This is a genomic window from Streptomyces sp. ADMS (assembly GCF_033441795.1).
Classification (GTDB): Bacteria; Actinomycetota; Actinomycetes; order Streptomycetales; family Streptomycetaceae; genus Streptomyces.
In genome coordinates, this window is record NZ_JAVFVX010000028.1 from 30,746 (window position 1) to 50,428 (window position 19,683).

Consider the following 19,683-nt stretch of genomic DNA (forward strand, 5'->3'; position numbering starts at 1 on the left):
CCCCCGCCCAAGCTACACACGCACGGTCGGCGGAGGGCACCCCCCTACCTGCGGCTGATGCTGCGGACGCTGGCCAGAGTGAGAAGGGCGAGGGCGACGAGCGCGGCGGCGGCGCCGATCAGCTCCGCGGCGAGATGTGGCATGGGGGTCTCCCGGGCACGAGGGAAAGCAAAGAAGCGGAAAAAATTATGGAAGGGCTCCGAAGGTCGCTGAATGAGCCTCAGACGTGCTGCGATTTCGTCATATAGCCATGAGGACGCCGTCTCAGGGGTATTCGCCTGTCTCGCATGCCGGGATTTCACTCGGCGGACCGCCGGGATTTCACCCGGATGTGCCCAGAACAAGGCCGGGAGCTTACGATCCTGTCCGTGTCCAAACTGACCGACGTGCCCAAACGGATCCTGATCGGGCGCGCACTGCGCAGTGATCGGCTCGGCGAAACGCTCCTGCCGAAGCGCATCGCCCTACCCGTCTTCGCCTCCGACCCGCTCTCCTCCGTGGCCTACGCTCCCGGGGAAGTGCTGCTGGTCCTGTCGATCGCGGGCGTGTCGGCGTATCAGTTCAGCCCGTGGATCGCGGTCGCTGTCGTCGTACTGATGTTCACCGTGGTCGCCTCCTACCGGCAGAACGTGCACGCGTACCCGAGTGGTGGCGGCGACTACGAGGTGGCGAACACCAACCTCGGTCCCAAGGCCGGCCTCACGGTGGCCAGCGCGCTGCTCGTCGACTACGTGCTCACCGTCGCCGTGTCGATCTCCTCCGGCATCGAGAACCTCGGCTCCGCCGTCCCCTTCGTCGTCGAGCACAAGGTGCTCTGCGCGATCGCCGTCATCGTGCTGCTCACGCTGATGAACCTGCGGGGTGTCAAGGAGTCCGGGAAGCTGTTCGCGATCCCGACGTACGTGTTCGTCGCGGGCGTCTTCATCATGATCGCGTGGGGCGGGTTCCGTGAACTGGTGCTGGACGAGACCATGCGGGCGCCCACCGCGGGCTACGAGATCAAGGCCGAGCACCAGGGCATCGCGGGATTCGCGCTGGTGTTCCTGCTGTTGCGCGCCTTCTCGTCCGGCTGTGCCGCGCTCACCGGCGTCGAGGCCATCTCCAACGGTGTGCCGGCCTTCCGCAAGCCGAAGTCCAGGAACGCGGCTACCACGCTCGCGGCCATGGGCCTGCTCGCCGTCACCATGTTCTGCGGGATCATCGCGCTGGCCATGGTCACCAAGGTACGGATGGCCGAGAACCCCGCGCACGACCTGCTGGACAACGGCGTCGAGCTCGGCTCGGACTACGTCCAGAACCCGGTGATCTCGCAGGTCGCCGAGGCCGTGTTCGGCGACGGCAGCTTCCTCTTCGTCCTGTTGGCCGCCGCCACCGCGCTGGTGCTCTTCCTCGCCGCCAACACCGCCTACAACGGCTTCCCGCTGCTCGGCTCGATCCTGGCGCAGGACCGCTACCTCCCGCGCCAGCTGCACACGCGTGGCGACCGGCTCGCCTTCTCCAACGGCATCGTGCTGCTCGCCGGCGCCGCCATCATGCTGGTGTGGATCTACGGAGCGGACTCGACCCACCTCATCCAGCTGTACATCGTCGGTGTGTTCGTGTCCTTCACGCTCAGTCAGACCGGCATGGTCCGGCACTGGAACCGCCACCTGGCCACCGAGAAGGACCCGGCGAAGCGCCGGCGCATGATGCGCTCCCGTGCCATCAACACCTTCGGCGCCTTCTTCACGGGCCTGGTGCTGGTCGTCGTACTCGGAACGAAGTTCACGCACGGTGCCTGGGTGGCGCTGCTCGGCATGGTGATCTTCTACGCGGTGATGACCGCCATCCGTAAGCACTACGACCGGGTCGCCGAGGAGCTCGTGGCCCCTGACGGCCCGAGCGACGACAGCGTACGGCCGTCGCGGGTGCACTCGATCGTCCTCATCTCGAAGATCCACCGGCCCACCCTGCGCGCGCTCGCGTACGCGAAGCTGATGCGCTCCGACACGCTGGAGGCGCTCAGCGTCAAGGTCGATCCGGCGGAGACCAAGGCGCTGCGCGAGGAGTGGGAGCGGCGGGGGATCACCGTCCCGCTGAAGGTGCTCGACTCGCCGTACCGGGAGATCACCCGGCCCGTGATCGAGTACGTGAAGGGGCTGCGCCGGGAGTCGCCGCGCGACGCCGTGTCCGTGATCATCCCGGAGTACGTGGTCGGTCACTGGTACGAGCACCTGCTGCACAACCAGAGCGCGCTGCGCCTCAAGGGGCGCCTGCTGTTCACACCGGGCGTCATGGTGACGTCGGTGCCGTACCAGCTGCAGTCGTCCGAGGCGGCCAGGAAGCGCGCCCGCAGGCGGCAGGACTGGAACGCGCCCGGATCGGTGCGGCGCGGGCCCGCCGAGGAGCGGCCGAAGGAACCGAGCAGGAAGAGCTGACGGGCTCGGCGGAGGCCCGGTAAGGGCCCGGTACCGGCTTGTGGTGAGCGGTCGGGTGGCGCCCACGTAGACTGGTGGGCTGTTGTCCGGCCGTTCCGTTTTCTCTCCCCTGGAGTCACCCCACCATGCAGGCAGAACCGAAGAAGTCGCTGGTGGGGCAGGAGTACGAGGTAGAGGTCGGACCGGTCGCCCACGGCGGCCACTGCATCGCCCGTACGGACGAAGGGCAGGTGCTCTTCGTGCGGCACACGTTGCCCGGTGAACGGGTCCTTGCCCGGGTGACGGAGGGTGAGGAGGGGGCGCGGTTCCTGCGCGCGGACGCGGTTGAGGTGCTGACGGCGTCCAAGGACCGGGTCGAGGCCCCTTGTCCGTATGCCGGCCCCGGCCGCTGCGGTGGCTGCGACTGGCAGCACGCCAAGCCGGGCGCGCAGCGCCGCCTCAAGGGCGAGGTCGTCGCCGAACAGCTGAAGCGGCTCGCGGGCCTCACCCCGGAGGAGGCCGGCTGGGACGGCACGGTGATGCCGGCCGAGGGCGACAAGCTGCCGCCCGGCGAGGTGCCTCAGTGGCGGACGAGGGTCCAGTACGCGGTGGACGCGGACGGCAACGCCGGGCTGCGGCACCACCGTTCGCACGAGGTCGAGCCGATCGAGCACTGCATGATCGCGGCGCCGGGCGTCAGCGAACTGGGCATCGAGGAGCGCGACTGGTCCGGGATGGAGTCCGTCGACGTGATCGCCGCGACCGGATCCCAGGACCGCATGGTCATCCTGGAGCCGAAGCCGGGCGCCCGCCTGCCCCTGGTCGAGCTCGACAAGCCCGTCTCCGTCATGCGCGTCGAGGAGCACGACGGCGGTATTCACCGCGTCCACGGTCGCGCGTTCGTCCGCGAGCGCGCCGACGGCCGTACGCACCGGGTCGGCAGCGGCGGCTTCTGGCAGGTCCACCCGATGGCGGCGGACACGCTGACGAAGGCGGTCATGCAGGGCCTGCTCCCACGCAAGGGCGACATGGCCCTCGACCTCTACTGCGGCGTCGGCCTGTTCGCGGGCGCCCTCGCCGACCGGATCGGCGACAAGGGCGCGGTTCTCGGCATCGAGTCGGGCAAGCGAGCGGTCGAGGACGCCCGGCACAACCTCGCCGCCTTCGACCGCGTCCGCATCGAACAGGGCAAGGTCGAGGCGGTGCTTCCGGGCACGGGTATCACCGAGGTCGACCTGATCGTCCTGGATCCGCCGAGGGCGGGTGCGGGGCGGAAGACGGTCGGGCAGCTGGTGAAGCTGGGGGCACGCAAGATCGCGTACGTGGCGTGCGACCCGGCGGCGTTGGCGCGGGACCTGGGGTACTTCCGGGAGGGGGGGTATCGGGTGCGGACGCTGCGGGCTTTCGACCTGTTTCCGATGACGCATCATGTGGAGTGCGTGGCGATTCTGGAGCCTGCCGCAAAAGGCGCCTGACCTGCCGTTTTCCTGTTTCTTTTGTCGGCTCGACCTGTTTCGAGGCGGGGAAGGGAACAGGTGAAGCCGGACGACGACACGTGACCTGCGCATCCGTCTGAGGCGGCAGGTTGCGTGGCGGTGACGGAGCACCGTTCGTTCCTGCGGCGTGACGCACAGATGACGCACAGGCTGGAAATCCGGCAGGTCCCTGAAGCGCCTGGATCAGGTGTAGAGACGAGTCGCCCGAAATCCTCGTGCGCCCACAGTCGTCATGCTGTTCGGTAGCAGCCGGGCGGCCCGTGTGCCCTGTCCCAGCCGTCGCGTGCGCCGGGGCCGAGAGCGACCGCGCCGCACGCCATGATCAGGTTGTGGTACGAACACCTCCATGGGCGGGGAGGGAGATCACCTCACCTCGTGCAGGAAGGGCACCGCCCGCTGTGTCTCCGTCTGCCCGGGCGCGGCGATGCGATCGGCGCTGACCAGACACCAGGGCACGATGTTCCGGTGCAGGGACTCCCGGTACGGGAGTCCGGAGGAGCGGAGCGCCCACAGCAGTTCTGTGCCCGTCGGGTCGCCGTTGTCGACGGAGACGATGCCGCTGCCGGTCCGGCGCAGGCCGGCTCCCGCACCCACGGACATCAGGCCCGCGGAGGCCGCCGAGCAGGCCGCCACACACCGGGCCACCAAGGAACTGACCCTGGCCGAGGCCCGGTTGAAGACCGCCGATCTTGACGCGCGGGCCAAGCCCGCCTCGCCGAGGGCGTCCCGGCTGGACGGAGACCGCGGCCGAGGGGCCGGCCGCCCTCCAGGTCCGCGGCAACAGGCCGAGGTCATCGAAAAGGCCGGCCGCACGGAGGCCGAGACCGCATTGTCCGGTGGGCCGCAGGATGCACCGATGTCGGGATCAGCGGGTTCGCGGCTCGTGAACTGCGGGACGAGTGGGCCGGCAGGTGAGACGAGCTCGCCGCACCTCCGCTCATCGCGAGCCGGCCCGAATGCACCAGTCCACGATTGCGGAACGGCTGGGCCACCACGCGGAATTCCGGGTCACCTTTCCGCTTCGCCGTCCCCACCTGCTCCATCCTTGCGTAGGCATGGAAACGGCTACCGGACTGCGGCAAAGTGATCTTCATGTCTTCTCTCCCGCGCCAGACGCGGCCCCCCAGCGGGCACATGATCGTCTGCGGTGATGACGGGCTGGCCCATCGGCTGTCCGACGAACTGCGCGAGGTCTACCGCGAACACGTCACGCTCGTCGCTCCCACCCGAAGCGGTGTCGCGACGGGCACGTTGCCCACCGGCCGGGCCCGGGCGACCGCACTCTTCGGGCGGGTGTCCTCGGTGATGACGAGGACTGCGGGCACCGAGCCGGATGCCACCGATGACGGGCAGGTGCTGGAGGTGTCGGAGCTCACCGACGAGGTGCTGGCGGTGGCCGGTGTGGCTCGGGCCACCGCGGTCGCTCTGGTGCACGGGGACGACGAGGTGAACATCCGCGGCGCATTGATCGCCCGCCGCCTCAACCCGCAGGTGCGGCTGGTGATCCGGCTGTACAACCGCAAGCTCGGCCAGCAGCTGGAGGAGCTCCTGGACCAGGCCGCCATCGTCGCCTCACCGGGGCTGGACCCGGTGGCTCTGGACACCTCCACCACCGTTCTGTCCGACGCGGACACCGCCGCGCCGGCGCTGGCCGCCACCGCCATCGCGGGCACCAGCAAGGTGGTCCAGGCGGACGGGCTGCTGCTGCGGGCGGTGGAGCGCACTCCGCCGCTCCGCGGTGAGGTCTCCGACGCCGGCCTGTGCACTCTGGCTCTGCTGTCGGCGACTGCCAACGATCCCGCGGGGGCTGAGGGTTCGGACCGCAGCGGTACGCAAGCGCCCCAACTCCTGCCGGACGAGGAGGCGGTGACCGCGGCCAACGGACACGGCACGGTGGTGCTGGAAGCGGTCTCGTACAGCGGATCGGTGCTGCCCACCGGGCGGCTGGCTCACCGGGGCGCCTCGCTCGGACAGTTGTTCTCGCGTCGGCTGCGCTGGTCGCTGTTCGGCCTGATCGCCTGCGTCTTCGGCCTCGCCGTCGCCTCCTGGCTGACCACCGGCGACGACCTGGTGCACGCCACCTACCTCACCCTGCTGGATCTGTTCGCCATCGACGACCCGGCGCTGGGTGAGCCGCTGAGCCGTCAGATCATCCAACTCCTCTCCGGGCTGGCCGGGTTGTTGCTGCTGCCGGTGATGACCGCGGCCGTGCTGGAATGCCTGGGCACCTTCCGCAGCGCCTCCGCCCTGCGCCGCCCGCCGCGCGGCCTGTCCGGGCATGTCGTCCTGCTCGGGCTCGGCAAGATCGGGGCCCGGGTGCTGGCCCGGCTGAAGGAACTCGACATCCCCGTCGTCTGCGTGGAGTCGGACCCCGAGGCACGCGGCATCCCCCTGGCCCGCCGCCTGCGGATCCCGACCGTGATCGGGGACGGCACCGAGGAGGGCGTCCTGGAGGCCGCCAAGATCCACCGCGCGCATGCCTTGCTCGCCCTGACCAGTTCCGACACCACCAACCTCGAAGCCGCGCTGTACGCCCGCTCCGTCAAGTCCGACCTGCGTGTCGCGCTGCGACTGTACGACGACGACTTCGCCACCGCCGTCTACCGCACCCTGCGCGCCGCCCACCCGCACGCCCTCACCCGCAGCCGCAGCGTCTCCAGCCTGGCGGCACCCGCGTTCGCCGGCGCGATGATGGGCCGCCAGATCCTCGGCGCCATCCCCGTCGAGCGCAAGGTGCTCCTCGTCGCCGCCCTCGTCGTCGCAGGGCACCCGCAACTGGAAGGCCGCACGGTCGCCGAAGCCTTCCGCCCCGGGGCCTGGCGCGTACTGGCCCTGGACGCAGCTGCCCCCGCCGACCGCCGCCCCGACCTCGCTGCGGCCCTTCCGGCCGATGGTGACGACCGGTCTCCCGGGCTGGTCTGGCAGCTGCACTCCGGGTACGTCCTGCGGCCCGAGGACCGGGTCGTGCTGGCGACGACCAGGCAGGGGCTCGCCGCGCTCCTGGGCCGCCATCCCCGGCCGGCCGACCCCGCCACGCCGTAGACCTGTTTCCGTGGCGCTTCCCGACTCGTTCGGTGCGGTGCCGACTGCACAGGTGCGGCGGGACGAGAGCAACTGGTGTGGGCACGGTTGTCCTTCGAGGCTCCGACACTTCGCAGATCAGCTGCGGAACGGCTTCCAGTGGGCCGACATGGGCATCCTCGCCGCGACGGCGAGCGCTCTTGTCGGCCTCGGCGCGTGGCGATTCGCGCGCCGTGACATCAACACCTGACATCCGGCTCCGGGCGACGGCCGGAACGCGTCTCGGCTGGACGGTCCATGCGAGCCACCGCGGGGTAGGGTGACGGCCGCGCGGGGTTCGACGGGCTCCGTACGAAGTCCACACCAGTCCTTGACGGACTGGACGTACAGAGGAAGGCAACCGGTGGCAGGACGTTCCGCGCGGGTGCGCCGGCCGCTGTTCGCGGCCCACCCGGCCCGTACGGTCGTGCTCGCCTTCGCCGCCGTGATCGCCCTCGGGACCGGGCTGCTCGCGCTGCCGGTCGCCGCCGAGGACGGTAGGGCCACCGGGCTGGTGACCGCGCTGTTCACCTCCACCTCGGCCGTGTGCGTGACGGGCCTGGCAGTGGTGGACACAGGCACGTACTGGAGCGGCTTCGGTGAGGGCGTGATCCTCGCGCTGATCCAGGTCGGCGGCTTCGGCATCATGACCATGGCCTCCCTGCTCGCCCTCCTGGTCTCCGGCAGACTGCGCCTGCGGATGCAGCTCACCGCGCAGGCGGAGACCAAGAGCCTGGGCATCGGCGACGTACGCCGGGTGCTGCTCGGGGTGGCCGGCACGACGCTGATCGTGGAACTCGCGGTCGGCGCAATCCTCTCCCTGCGTTTCCGCTTCGGCTACGGCAACTCCATCGGCGACGCCGTGTACCTCGGCTACTTCCATGCCGTGTCGGCCTTCAACAACGCCGGGTTCGGGTTGCACGCCGACAGCCTCACCCGCTACGCACAGGACCCGTGGGTCACCCTGCCTGTCGCCGCGGCTGTGATCCTCGGCGGTCTCGGCTTCCCCGTCCTGTTGGAACTGCTGCGCCACCGGCACCGGCGCCGCACCACCGGCCGCCGCAACTGGACCCTGCACACGAAGCTGACGCTGGCCACGACCGTCGTCCTGCTTGCGGCTGGTACTCTGCTGACCTGTCTGCTGGAGTGGACCAACTCCCGCACCCTGGGGGCGTACGACTGGCCCGAGAAGCTTCTGAACGGGTTCTTCCACTCCACGATGACCCGGACCGCGGGCTTCAACTCCCTCGACATCGGGGCGATGCACGCCTCCACGCTCCTGATGACCTGCATGCTCATGTTCGTCGGCGGCGGCAGCGCGGGCACCGCCGGCGGTATCAAGGTCACCACGTTCGCGGTGCTGGCTGTCGCGATCATCGCCGAGGTGCGGGGCGAGCCCAACTCCTCGGTGCTCGGCCGCCGCCTCGCCCCGCACGTTCTGCGCCAGGCCCTGACCGTGGCGCTGCTCGGCGTCGGCCTGGTCATGACGGCCACGCTCGCCCTGCTGAGCACCACTGAGCTGGCCTTCGAGCAAGTCCTCTTCGAGGTCGTCTCCGCCTTCGGCACCGTCGGTCTGTCCACCGGTATCACCGCAGACTTCCCGGCCGCCGGTCAGCTGATCCTGATCCTGCTGATGTTCATCGGCCGCCTGGGCCCGGTCACCCTGGTCTCGGCGCTGGCCCTGCGCGAGCGCAAACGCCGCTACGAACTGCCCGAGGAGCGACCCGTCATTGGCTAACTACCTGCACTCCCTGCGCCGGCGCCGCCGCAAGCGTCCGGCCGGCCAGCACGCCCAGACCGCCGGCGACCAGCGGGTCGCGGTCATCGGCCTCGGTCGCTTCGGCTCCTCTCTCGCCAACGAGTTGATGCGGCGCGGCTGGGACGTCCTGGGCATCGATACCGACGCCCGCCTGGTGCAGAGGATGAGCGACGGCCTGACCCACTCGGTGGTCGCCGACTGCACCGACCCGGAGGTGCTGCACCAGCTCGGGGTGCACGAGTTCACCAGTGCGGTGGTCGGCATCGGCACCGACATCGAGGCCAGCATCCTCATCGCCTCCAACCTGCTGGAGGCCGAGGTGCCCAACATCTGGGCCAAGGCCATCAGCCGTCAGCACGGCCAGATCCTCGAACGCCTCGGTGTCCACCATGTCGTCCTGCCCGAGCACGAGATGGGGGAACGCGTCGCCCACCTGGTCACCGGGCGGATGCTGGACTTCATCGAGTTCGACGACGACTACGCCCTGGTCAAGACCGTCGCCCCGGACATCGCCACCGGCGTCCCGCTCGGCCAGAGCCAGGTGCGTACCAAGTACGGCATCACGGTCGTCGGCATCAAACGCCCCGGCGAGGACTTCACCTACGCCACCGCCGAAACGGTCGTCCAGAAGGGCGACGTCATCGTGGTCACCGGCAAGACCCGCGCGGTGGAGAGCTTCGCCGAACTCAGCTGAGGCGTATGGAGTGCGTCAAAGGTGGCCGGGCCGCCGTAAGGGAGGCGTTAAGAGCAGCTGACGCCGACCGGCCGGGCGGGTTTCCTGAAGTGGTCCGAATCCTCACAGGGATTTTCCGCACCTCATCCAGGAGCTCGCGATGGCCGACGTGGCCTTCGTTCTCACCACGATCGCGGTGTTCGCGCTTGTGGCTCTCGTCGCCAAGGGGGTGACGAAGCTGTGACCGCCGAGAACGTCATCGGACTGGTCGTGGCCGTCGCCCTGCTGGGTTACCTCGTCCTCGCCCTGATCTTCCCGGAGAGGTTCTGAGCACGCCCATGAGTCCAGTCCTTGCCGACGTACTCCTGGTGACCGCGCTCATCGGCGCGCTCGCCCTGGTGCACCGCCCCCTCGGCGACCACATGGCCGCCGTCTACAGCTCCGAGAAGCACCTGCGCGTCGAGAAGTGGATCTACCGCTCGGTGGGTGCGAACCCGGACGCGGAGATGCGCTGGCCCGCCTATCTGCGCGGCGTCCTCGCCTTCTCCGCGGTCGGCGTGATCTTCCTGTACGTGCTCCAGCGGGTGCAGGACAAACTGCCGCTGTCGCTCGGCTTCGAGCCGATCACCCCGGACCAGGCGTTCAACACGGCCATCTCGTTCGTGTCGAACACCAACTGGCAGTCGTACTCGGGTGAGACGGCCATGAGCCATGTCACCCAGACCGCCGGACTGGCCGTGCAGAACTTCGTGTCGGCGGCCGTCGGCATCGCCGTCGCCGTGGCGCTGGTGCGCGGCTTCGCCCGGTCCCGCACCGGCGACCTGGGCAACTTCTGGACGGACCTGGTGCGCGGCGTCGTCCGCATACTGCTGCCGCTCTCCCTGGTCGCCGCCGTGCTCCTGATCGCCGCCGGTGCCATCCAGAACTTCGGCGACATCCACACCATCACCACCCTGACCGGCGACAAGCAGGCCATCAGCCCCGGCGCGGTCGCCTCGCAGGAGGCCATCAAGGACGTGGGGACGAACGGCGGCGGCTTCTTCAACGCCAACAGCGCCCACCCCTTCGAGAACCCCAACGGCTTCACCAACCTGCTGGAGATCTTCCTGCTGCTGCTGATCCCGTTCTCCCTGCCGCGCACCTTCGGCAAGATGGTCGGCAACGTCAGGCAGGGCTACGCCATCGTCGCGGCGATGGGGATCATCTGGTTCCTCGGCGTGGTCGCGGTGACCTGGATCGAGTACGCCCATCCGGGCACCGCCTCGCAGATCGCGGGCGGTTCGATGGAGGGCAAGGAGCAGCGCTTCGGCGAGGGCCCGTCCTCCCTCTTCGCGGTCTCGACCACCATGACTTCCACCGGGTCGGTCAACTCCTTCCACGACTCCTACCAGGGGCTGTCCGGCGGGGTTCTGCTGCTCGGCATGATGCTGGGCGAGATCGCGCCCGGCGGTGTCGGCTCCGGTCTCTACGGCATGCTGATCATGGCCGTCATCGCGGTGTTCCTCGCCGGGCTCATGGTCGGCCGTACGCCCGAGTACCTGGGCAAGAAGATCGGCGCCCGCCAGATCAAGCTGGCCGCCTGCTACATCCTCATCACCCCGGCCCTGGTGCTGATCGGCACCGCGGTGGCGATTGCCCTGCCGGACGGCAAGGAAGCCATGACCAACATCGGCGCGCACGGCTTCTCCGAGGTTCTCTACGCCTACACCTCGGCCTCCAACAACAACGGTTCCGCCTTCGCGGGCTTCGGCGCCGACACCCCGTTCTTCAACACGACACTGGGCCTGTGCATGGCCCTGGGCCGGTTCCTGCCGATGGTGTTCGTGCTGGCACTGGCGGGCTCGCTGGCCGAGCAGAAGCCCGTCCCGGAGACAGCGGGCACACTGCGCACCGAGAAGCCGCTGTTCACCGGCTTGCTGGTGGGCGCGATCATGATCATCACCGGTCTGACGTTCTTCCCGGCCCTCGCGCTGGGCCCGCTCGCCGAGGGGCTGGCGGCATGACCACCAACACCAAGAAGCAAGAGGACCCGATGTCCACGGTTACCCCGACCCGGGCACCGCACCAGGACGTACCGACCGGACACAAGCGCCCCGAGGGCCGCGTCGGCGCGGGCCTGTTCGATCCGAAGCAACTGGTGAAGTCGCTGCCGGACGCCCTCCGCAAGCTCGACCCGCGGGTGATGGTCAAGTCCCCCGTCATGTCCGTGGTGCTGGTCGGCTCGGTGGTCACCACCGTGCTGGCTGTCACGACCCCGGGCGACTGGTTCGGCTGGGCCATCACCGCCTGGCTCTGGCTCACCGTGATCTTCGCCAACCTGGCGGAGGCGGTCGCCGAGGGCCGAGGCAAGGCGCAGGCCGACACTCTGCGCAAGGCCAAGACCGACACCGTCGCCCGCCGGCTCGCCGGAGACGTCGAGGAGCGGGTGCCGGGCACAGAGTTGAAGATCGGCGACCTGGTCGTCTGCGAGGCCGGCGACATCATTCCCGGCGACGGTGACGTCGTCGAGGGTGTCGCGAGCGTCGACGAGTCGGCCATCACCGGTGAGTCGGCGCCCGTGATTCGTGAGTCCGGTGGTGACCGGTCCGCCGTCACGGGCGGTACGAAGGTCCTCTCCGACCGGATCGTCATCAAGATCACGACGAAGCCCGGTGACACCTTCATCGACCGCATGATCAGTCTGGTCGAGGGTGCGGCCCGGCAGAAGACGCCGAACGAGATCGCGCTCAACATTTTGCTCGCCTCGCTGACCATCGTCTTCCTGCTCGCGGTGGTGACACTGAAGCCGTTCGCGATCTACGCGGGCGCCGACAGGCAAACGTCGATGATCGTGCTCACCGCGCTGCTGGTCTGCCTGATCCCGACCACGATCGGCGCGCTGCTCTCGGCGATCGGGATCGCGGGCATGGACCGGCTGGTGCAGCGCAATGTGCTGGCCATGTCGGGGCGGGCGGTCGAGGCCGCCGGTGACGTGTCGACCCTCCTGCTCGACAAGACCGGCACGATCACGCTCGGCAACCGCCAGGCCGCCGAGTTCGTGCCGGTGCGCGAGACGACGGAGGCCGAGGTCGCCGACGCCGCCCAGCTGTCGTCGCTGGCCGACGAGACTCCCGAAGGCCGCTCCATCGTCGTACTCGCCAAGGGGAAGTACGGGCTGCGCGAGCGCCACCAGGGGGAGCTGGCCGGCGCCGAGTGGATCGCCTTCACCGCTCAGACCCGGATGTCCGGAGTGGATGCCGACGGGCGCAAGGTCCGCAAGGGCGCGGCCGGTTCGGTCATCGCCTGGGTGCGGGAGCGGGGCGGTGAGGTCGCCGAGGACGCGGACACCATCGCCGGCCGCATCTCCGAGGCCGGCGGCACGCCCCTGCTGGTCGCGGTCGAGGACGACCAGGGCGCCCGTGTCCTGGGTGTCATCCACCTCAAGGACGTCGTCAAGGACGGCATGCGGGAGCGGTTCGAGGAGCTGCGCCGCATGGGCATCAAGACGATCATGATCACGGGCGACAACCCGCTGACCGCCAAGGCGATCGCGGACGAGGCCGGGGTCGACGACTTCCTCGCGGAGGCGACCCCCGAGGACAAGATGGCGCTCATCAAGCGGGAGCAGGCGGGCGGCAAGCTGGTCGCGATGACCGGCGACGGCACGAACGACGCGCCCGCGCTCGCGCAGGCGGACGTCGGCGTGGCGATGAACACGGGTACGTCGGCCGCCAAGGAGGCCGGCAACATGGTCGACCTCGACTCCAACCCGACCAAGCTGATCGAGATCGTCGAGATCGGCAAGCAACTCCTCATCACCCGGGGCGCGTTGACGACGTTCTCCATCGCCAACGACGTCGCCAAGTACTTCGCGATCATCCCGGCGATGTTCGCCGTCGCCTACCCGTCGCTCGACAGGCTCAACATCATGGGCCTGGCGTCTGCGGAGTCGGCGATCCTCTCCGCCGTCATCTTCAACGCGTTGATCATCATCGCGCTCGTACCGCTCGCCCTGCGCGGTGTGCGGTACCGGCCGATGAGCGCGGACAAGATGCTCCGCCGCAACCTCGGCATCTACGGACTGGGCGGACTGATCGCCCCGTTCATCGGCATCAAGATCATCGACGTACTCATCTCGCTGATCCCCGGGATCGGATGAAGGACATGAACACTTCTGTGGTGAACACCGCGCGGATGCTCTGGGCCGCGCTACGCATGCTGCTCGTCCTCACCGTGGTGACCGGCGTCGTCTACCCGCTGGTGGTGACCGGTATCGGGCAGGTCGCCTTCCACGACAAGGCCAACGGCTCGATGACCGAGGTCGACGGGAAGGAGGTCGGATCGAAGCTGATCGGCCAGAGCTGGAACATCAAGGGCACCGCCAAGCCGGACCCGAAGTGGTTCCAGGGCCGCCCCTCCAACAGCGGCTACGACCCGCTGGCCACCGGTTCCAGCCAGCTGGGCGCCAGTGACCCGACCCTGCTCAGGAACGTCAGGGCGGCGAAGCAGCAGGTCGCCGAGTTCAACGGCGTCCCCGAGTCCGAGGTGCCCGTCGACGCGGTCACCGGCTCGGCCTCCGCCATCGACCCGGACGTCTCCCCGCAGTACGCGGAGATCCAGGTCAAGCGGGTCGCCGAGGCCAACGGGCTGTCCGTCGCCCAGGTCGAGAAACTGGTCGACGACCATACCCAGGACCGTACGCTCGGCTTCCTCGACCAGCCGCGCGTCAACGTCCTCGAACTCAACATCGCGCTCAGGGAACTGGCCAGGAACTGATGGCCTTGGCAGGAAGGACCGCGACCGAGGGCCGGTGGGCCGGGAGACCCCGACGCATCAGCCCCCGGCGCGGCTCCGAATGCCCGCCCCCGTCCACCGGAGACAGGAAGGCCGCACACCGATGACCCGGGTGCTGGTGGTGGAGGACGATCCACGGCTCGTGCGAGCCCTCGTGATCAACATGCAGGCCCGGCAGTACGGAGTGGACGCGGCGCCGGACGGCACCACGGCCCTCCGGCTCGCCGCCGCGCGCCGGCCCGACGTGGTCGTGCTCGACCTGGGACTCCCCGACATGGACGGCGTCGAGGTGATCAAGGCGCTGCGCGGCCGGACCAGGACACCCATCCTCGTCCTGTCCGCACGCCGCGCCTCCGAGGAGAAGGTGGCCGCGCTGGACGCGGGGGCCGACGACTACATCACCAAGCCGTTCAGTATGCACGAGCTGCTGGCCCGGCTGCGGGCCGCTGTCCGCCGCACCGAGACCGTGTCACTGGCCCCCGAGACGACGGTCGTGACGACCGACGACTTCACCGTCGACCTGCTGGCCAAGAAGGCCGGCCGTGGCGGCCGGGACATCCGGCTGACCCCCACGGAGTGGCACCTGCTGGAGACCCTCGTCTGCAACCCCGGCCGCCTGGTGACACAGAAGGAGCTGCTCCAGGAGGTCTGGGGCCCCACGTACGCCAACAAGACGAACTACCTTCGGGTGTACATGGCCCAGCTCAGGCGCAAACTCGAACCGGACCCCGCCCATCCCCGCTACCTGATCACCGAGCCGGGCATGGGCTACCGCTTCGAGACCTGACCCGGCCGGCGGTCCTCCCCCTCCCGCACGACAGCAGAGACGAGACCATGGCACGCGGCAAGCTCCGGATCTACCTCGGCGCGGCACCGGGCGTCGGCAAGACCTACGCCATGCTCTCCGAGGCGCACCGCCGTACCGAGCGCGGCACCGACTGCGTGGTCGCCTTCGTCGAGCACCACCACCGGCCACGCACCGAGGTGATGCTGCACGGACTGGAGCAGATACCGCGCAAGGAACTGGAATACCGGGACACCACGTTCACGGAGATGGACGTGGACGCGGTCCTGGCCCGGCGCCCGCGGGCGGCCCTGGTGGACGAACTCGCCCACACCAACATCCCCGGCTCCCGCAACGCCAAGCGCTGGCAGGACGTCGAGGAACTGCTGGACGCAGGCATCGACGTCGTGTCGACGGTGAACATCCAGCACCTGGAGTCCCTGGGCGACGTCGTGGAGTCGATAACCGGCATACGGCAGCAGGAGACGGTCCCGGACGAGGTCGTGCGGCGGGCGGACCAGATCGAGCTGGTCGACATGTCGCCGCAGGCGCTGCGCCGCCGTATGGCGCACGGCAACATCTACAAACCCGACAAGGTCGACGCGGCCCTGTCGAACTACTTCCGCCCCGGCAACCTCACCGCCCTGCGCGAGCTGGCCCTGCTGTGGGTGGCCGACCGGGTCGACGAGTACCTCCAGCAGTACCGCAGCGAGCATCAGGTCTCCAGGATCTGGGGCTCGCGCGAGCGCATCGTGGTGGGCCTGACAGGAGGGCCGGAGGGCCGCACGCTGATCCGCCGCGCCGTCCGCCTCGCGGAGAAGGGTGCCGGAGGCGAGGTCCTGGCCGTCTACATCGCCCGCAGCGACGGCCTGACCTCCGCCTCCCCGAAGGAGCTGGCCGTCCAGCGCACCCTGGTGGAGGACCTGGGTGGCACCTTCCACCACGTGGTCGGCGACGACATCCCAGCAGCCCTGCTCGAGTTCGCCCGCGGGGTCAACGCCACCCAGATCGTGCTCGGCGTCTCGCGGCGCAAGGGCTGGCAGTACGTCTTCGGGCCGGGTGTCGGCGCGACCGTCGCCCGGGAATCCGGCCCCGACCTCGACGTCCACCTGATCACACACGACGAGGCGGGCAAGGGCCGAGGACTCCCCGTGGCCCGGGGTGCGCGGCTCGGCCGGGCGCGGATCATCTGGGGCTGGCTGGTCGGCGTGGCCGGTCCGGCGCTGCTCGCCCTGCTGCTGACCCACATCGCGGCGGACCTCGGCCTCGCCAACAACGTCCTGCTGTTCCTGTCGCTGACGGTGGCCGCGGCCCTGCTCGGCGGACTGCTCCCGGCGCTGGCCTCCGCCGCCGTCAGCTCGGCGCTCCTCAACTGGTTCTTCACCCCGCCCGTCCACACCTGGACCATCGCCGACCCCCGGAACATCGTCGCCATCGCCGTCTTCTTCGCAGTGGCCGCCTCCGTCGCCTCCGTGGTCGACCTCGCCGCCCGGCGCACCGACCAGGCAGCCCGGCTGCGCGCCGAATCCGAGATCCTTTCCTTCCTCGCCGGCAGCGTCCTGCGCGGCGAAACCAGCCTGGAAGCGCTGTTGGAGCGTGTGAGGGAGACCTTCGGCATGGAGTCGGTGGCCCTGCTGGAACGCGAGAGCGACGTCGCCCCGTGGACCTGCGCGGGCCGCGTGGGCACCGCGCAGCCGGTCGAGCGCCCTGAAGACGCGGACGTGGACATGCCGGTCGGCGACCACATGGCTCTCGCCCTGTCCGGACGCGTCCTGCCCGCCTCCGACCGCCGGGTGCTCGCAGCGTTCGCCGCTCAGGCGGCCGTCGTCCTGGACCGTCAGCGGCTCCGGCACGAGGCAGAGCAGGCCCGCGCCCTGGGCGAGGGCAACCGCATTCGCACCGCGCTGCTCGCCGCTGTCAGCCACGACCTGCGCACCCCGCTGGCCGGCATCAAGGCATCCGTCTCCTCACTGCGTTCCGGCGACGTGGAGTGGTCCGAAGAGGACCAGGCGGAGCTGCTGGCCGCGATCGAGGAGGGCGCCGACCGCCTCGACCACCTCGTCGGCAACCTCCTCGACATGTCCCGCCTCCAGACCGGCACGCTCAGCCCGCTCATCCGCGAGGTCGACCTCGACGAGGTGGTGCCCATGGCGCTCGTCGGCATACCGGACCCCGAGTCGGCCGTAGTCCTGGACATCCCCGAGACCCTGCCGATGGTGGCCGTCGACAAGGGACTGCTGGAACGCTCCGTCGCCAACGTCGTCGAGAACGCGGTGAAGTACAGCCCGGACGGTGAGCCGGTGGCGGTCACCGCCAGCGCCCACGCCGACCGTGTGGAAGTGCGCATCGTCGACCGCGGTCCCGGCGTACCCGATGAGGCGAAGTCCCGCATCTTCGAACCCTTCCAGCGCTACGGCGACGCACCCCGCGGCGACGGAGTCGGCCTCGGCCTCGCGGTCGCCCGCGGCTTCGCCGAGGCCATGGGCGGCACCCTGAACGCCGAGGACACCCCCGGCGGCGGCCTCACCATGGTCCTTACGATCCCGGTCGCGCCCGGCCATGCGTCGACCCCTGCGAATCTGCCGGCCACGGCGACGTCGTAGTCCGCCGAGCAGGACACGTGATCCGGCATCCGCCGCGTGAGGGACGCGTCAGGGGTATGGGCGGCTGCGCGATGACCGGCCAGACCATGGTCAACGTGAAGGTCCGGCGCCCGTACCCGTCTGTCCACGTTCCTGGTTGGCGCGTTCCTGATGCTGCTGTGCGTCGTCTTCGGCCCGGTGGTCTCCGGCATTCCCATGGCCGCTCTGGTCGCGGTGACGGTCCTGGTGTCGTTCGCGACGTTCGACCGGCACTCCATGGCCCCGAAGACGCTTCGGTGGATGCCGGCCGGGGAGATCACCGCCATGGTGATCACCGTCGCGTCCGTGGCCGCCACGCACAAACCTCGCCATCGGTGTCGTGGTCTGCTCGTCACGCCACGGTCGTCTTCGCCAAGCGGGTCGCGCACCTCGCCGAGGTCACCGCCGTCATCGCACCGGATGGCAGAACGGCACTCGGCCGACATCCGGTCGCGGGCGTCGATGTCAGTGGTGACCACTAGTTTGGAGTCACTGGAGATCGGCCGTACCGGCCGACCGGGTTTTTGGGGAGGGGTGTGCTGTGTCCGCTGCGCAGGCACGACAGTCGGGGAACACGACGTATCTGGAGCTGTCCCAGGAAAGCGGCGGTGCCCACAAGTTCTACGAGGTGACCGTCGAGGGGGCCACCGTCTCCGTGCGGTACGGACGGATCGGCGTGGACGGGCAGCGCCAGACCTCCGCGTTCCCCACCGTAGAGAAGGCGGAGTCGGCGGCGGCGAAGAAGATAGCCGAGAAGGTGCGGAAGGGGTACGCGCCCGCCGTTCAGGGACAGAGAGCGGCCCGCGCCGTGACTCGCCGTGAGGTGACGTCCGCTCCGTCCACCGCGCGGGCGACCGCCCCGGTGCTGTGGCGGTTCCGTACCGGCGCCTCGGCGTTCGGTATCCATGTGGACGAGGACCGCTGCTGGGTCGGCAACCAGCACGGCAGCGTCTACAACCTGAGCCATGACGGTGAGGTGCTGGCTCACTACTCCCTGCCCGACGGTGTGAAGTGCCTGGTCGCGGACGACTTCTGGATCTACGCGGGCTGTGACGACGGCCGGGTGTACGACCTCTCCGCGAAGGTGCCGTTCGCCGCTTATGAGATAGCGGCCGAGGTGGACATCTTCTGGCTGGACATCCACGCGGGCGTGCTGAACGTCTCCGACCGCAACGGCGGCCTGACCGTCATCGACCATGAGGACGAGCTCCAGTGGTCACGCAACTCGTCCGGGGCCCAGGGGTGGATGGTGCGGGCCGACGACCGCGCCGTTTACCACGGGCACAGCGGCGGTGTGACGGCTTACTCGGCGGAGGGCGCCGGTCAGTTGTGGCACACCGCGACCAGCGGCAATGTGCTCTTCGGATGGCAGGAGGAGACCGCGGTCTACGCCGGGACGGGGCGGCGGGTCGTCCAGCGGCTCGCCAAGTCCTCCGGGGCGATCGAGGCCTCCTACCAGTGCGACGCCGCGGTGTACTCGTGTGCCACGTCCCCCGGCGGGCGGTACGTCTTCGCGGGTGACTCCGCTTCTTCCGTCTACTGCTTCACCGCCGATGGCACCCGGCTGTGGAAGCTCGGCACGGGCGGCGGCTCGGCGCTCTCCATGCAGTACCACGACGAAAGGCTGTACATCGTCTCCACGGACGGCTCACTCGCCTGCATCGACGCGAGCGAGGCCGCGATCAGCGCTGCTCAGTCGGGCACCGTCCCGGTCGCCGCGGACGTCAAACTGGCGGCCGCCCTGCCGACCTATGCACCGCTGACCACCGCCGCCTCCGTCACCACGGTCAGCGCGGCCTCCGCAGCGGGGAGCGGAGTCGTCGTGGAGTGCTTCGAGCAAGGAGGCCGAGTACGCGTGCATGTGGTCTCCGAGGGCTATGAGCCGACGTGGAACGTCCAGTTCCCGCGTGCGATACGCCAGCCCGGCACACGCTATGTGGTGGACGCGTTGCACTCCTCCTCGGGGGGCTTCTACCGAGTGCGTGGAGAGATCAGACGTCTGGTGTGACCGACGGTGCGGTTGCGGTCCTCGTCGTTCGGCGCGTCGCAACGTGCTGCTGTCGCCGACGGCCATGGACGGTTCCGTGTGGGCCGTTCCAGGCTCACCGGGGGACTCGCCGA

13 protein-coding genes and 2 pseudogenes are annotated in these 19,683 nt (G+C 69.5%); 14 read left to right on the plus strand and 1 reads right to left on the minus strand.

Annotation, left to right across the window (positions count from 1 at the left end):
• Positions 1–368: 368 nt before the first annotated feature.
• Positions 369–2,417 (plus strand): APC family permease, encoded by a 2,049-nt coding sequence (locus RB628_RS14860; protein ID WP_318320880.1) that lies wholly within the window; start codon positions 369–371, stop codon positions 2,415–2,417.
• A 125-nt stretch (positions 2,418–2,542) separates the two neighbouring features.
• On the plus strand, positions 2,543–3,871 hold the full coding sequence (locus tag RB628_RS14865) for a class I SAM-dependent RNA methyltransferase (RefSeq protein ID WP_318320881.1): 1,329 nt from the start codon (positions 2,543–2,545) through the stop codon (positions 3,869–3,871).
• A gap of 384 nt (positions 3,872–4,255) precedes the next feature.
• On the opposite strand, the gene RB628_RS14870 is transcribed toward RB628_RS14865, so the two are convergent.
• A complete protein-coding gene (locus tag RB628_RS14870; RefSeq protein WP_318320882.1) occupies positions 4,256–4,540 on the minus strand; it encodes a hypothetical protein in 285 nt (94 codons plus the stop codon).
• Between RB628_RS14870 and RB628_RS42605 the strand changes: the two are divergent.
• The 12 genes and pseudogenes from RB628_RS42605 to RB628_RS14925 all read left to right on the plus strand — a co-directional run.
• Positions 4,488–4,715, plus strand: a pseudogene (locus RB628_RS42605) (flotillin family protein); the annotation flags it as partial. The gene RB628_RS14870 and the pseudogene RB628_RS42605 sit on opposite strands and share 53 nt — an antisense overlap.
• Positions 4,716–4,984: 269 nt before the next feature.
• Positions 4,985–6,934 carry an NAD-binding protein gene (locus RB628_RS14875; RefSeq protein ID WP_318320883.1) on the plus strand — a complete coding sequence of 650 codons (1,950 nt, stop codon included), beginning with the start codon at positions 4,985–4,987 and terminating at the stop codon, positions 6,932–6,934.
• 382 nt (positions 6,935–7,316) lie between these two features.
• Positions 7,317–8,690 (plus strand): TrkH family potassium uptake protein, encoded by a 1,374-nt coding sequence (locus tag RB628_RS14880; protein WP_318320884.1) that lies wholly within the window; start codon positions 7,317–7,319, stop codon positions 8,688–8,690.
• Positions 8,683–9,405, plus strand: a complete 723-nt coding sequence (locus RB628_RS14885; protein WP_318320885.1) for a TrkA family potassium uptake protein — start codon at positions 8,683–8,685, stop codon at positions 9,403–9,405. Before RB628_RS14880 ends, RB628_RS14885 begins: the two co-directional genes overlap by 8 nt.
• Positions 9,406–9,624: 219 nt before the next feature.
• Complete coding sequence (kdpF, locus tag RB628_RS14890) at positions 9,625–9,714, plus strand: K(+)-transporting ATPase subunit F (protein WP_037667570.1); 90 nt, start codon at positions 9,625–9,627, stop codon at positions 9,712–9,714.
• Between the two features lie 8 nt (positions 9,715–9,722).
• Positions 9,723–11,387, plus strand: coding sequence for a potassium-transporting ATPase subunit KdpA (kdpA, locus tag RB628_RS14895; RefSeq protein ID WP_318320886.1), 1,665 nt, complete (start codon positions 9,723–9,725; stop codon positions 11,385–11,387).
• Positions 11,384–13,522 carry a potassium-transporting ATPase subunit KdpB gene (gene kdpB / locus RB628_RS14900; RefSeq protein ID WP_318320887.1) on the plus strand — a complete coding sequence of 713 codons (2,139 nt, stop codon included), beginning with the start codon at positions 11,384–11,386 and terminating at the stop codon, positions 13,520–13,522. The genes kdpA and kdpB overlap by 4 nt, the downstream gene beginning before the upstream one ends.
• Before the next feature lie 5 nt (positions 13,523–13,527).
• The gene (gene kdpC / locus RB628_RS14905; protein WP_318320888.1) at positions 13,528–14,139 is read left to right on the plus strand and encodes a potassium-transporting ATPase subunit KdpC; all 612 of its coding nucleotides are present in this window, start codon (positions 13,528–13,530) and stop codon (positions 14,137–14,139) included.
• A 121-nt stretch (positions 14,140–14,260) separates the two neighbouring features.
• Positions 14,261–14,944, plus strand: a complete 684-nt coding sequence (locus tag RB628_RS14910) for a response regulator transcription factor (protein ID WP_318320889.1) — start codon at positions 14,261–14,263, stop codon at positions 14,942–14,944.
• 47 nt (positions 14,945–14,991) lie between these two features.
• Entirely contained in the window at positions 14,992–17,544 is a 2,553-nt protein-coding gene (locus RB628_RS14915; protein WP_318320890.1) for an ATP-binding protein, read from the plus strand.
• 53 nt (positions 17,545–17,597) lie between these two features.
• Positions 17,598–18,005: pseudogene (locus RB628_RS14920) on the plus strand (SulP family inorganic anion transporter); the annotation flags it as partial.
• Positions 18,006–18,103: 98 nt separating this feature from the next.
• On the plus strand, positions 18,104–19,570 hold the full coding sequence (locus RB628_RS14925; protein ID WP_318320891.1) for a WGR domain-containing protein: 1,467 nt from the start codon (positions 18,104–18,106) through the stop codon (positions 19,568–19,570).
• Positions 19,571–19,683 lie beyond the last annotated feature (113 nt).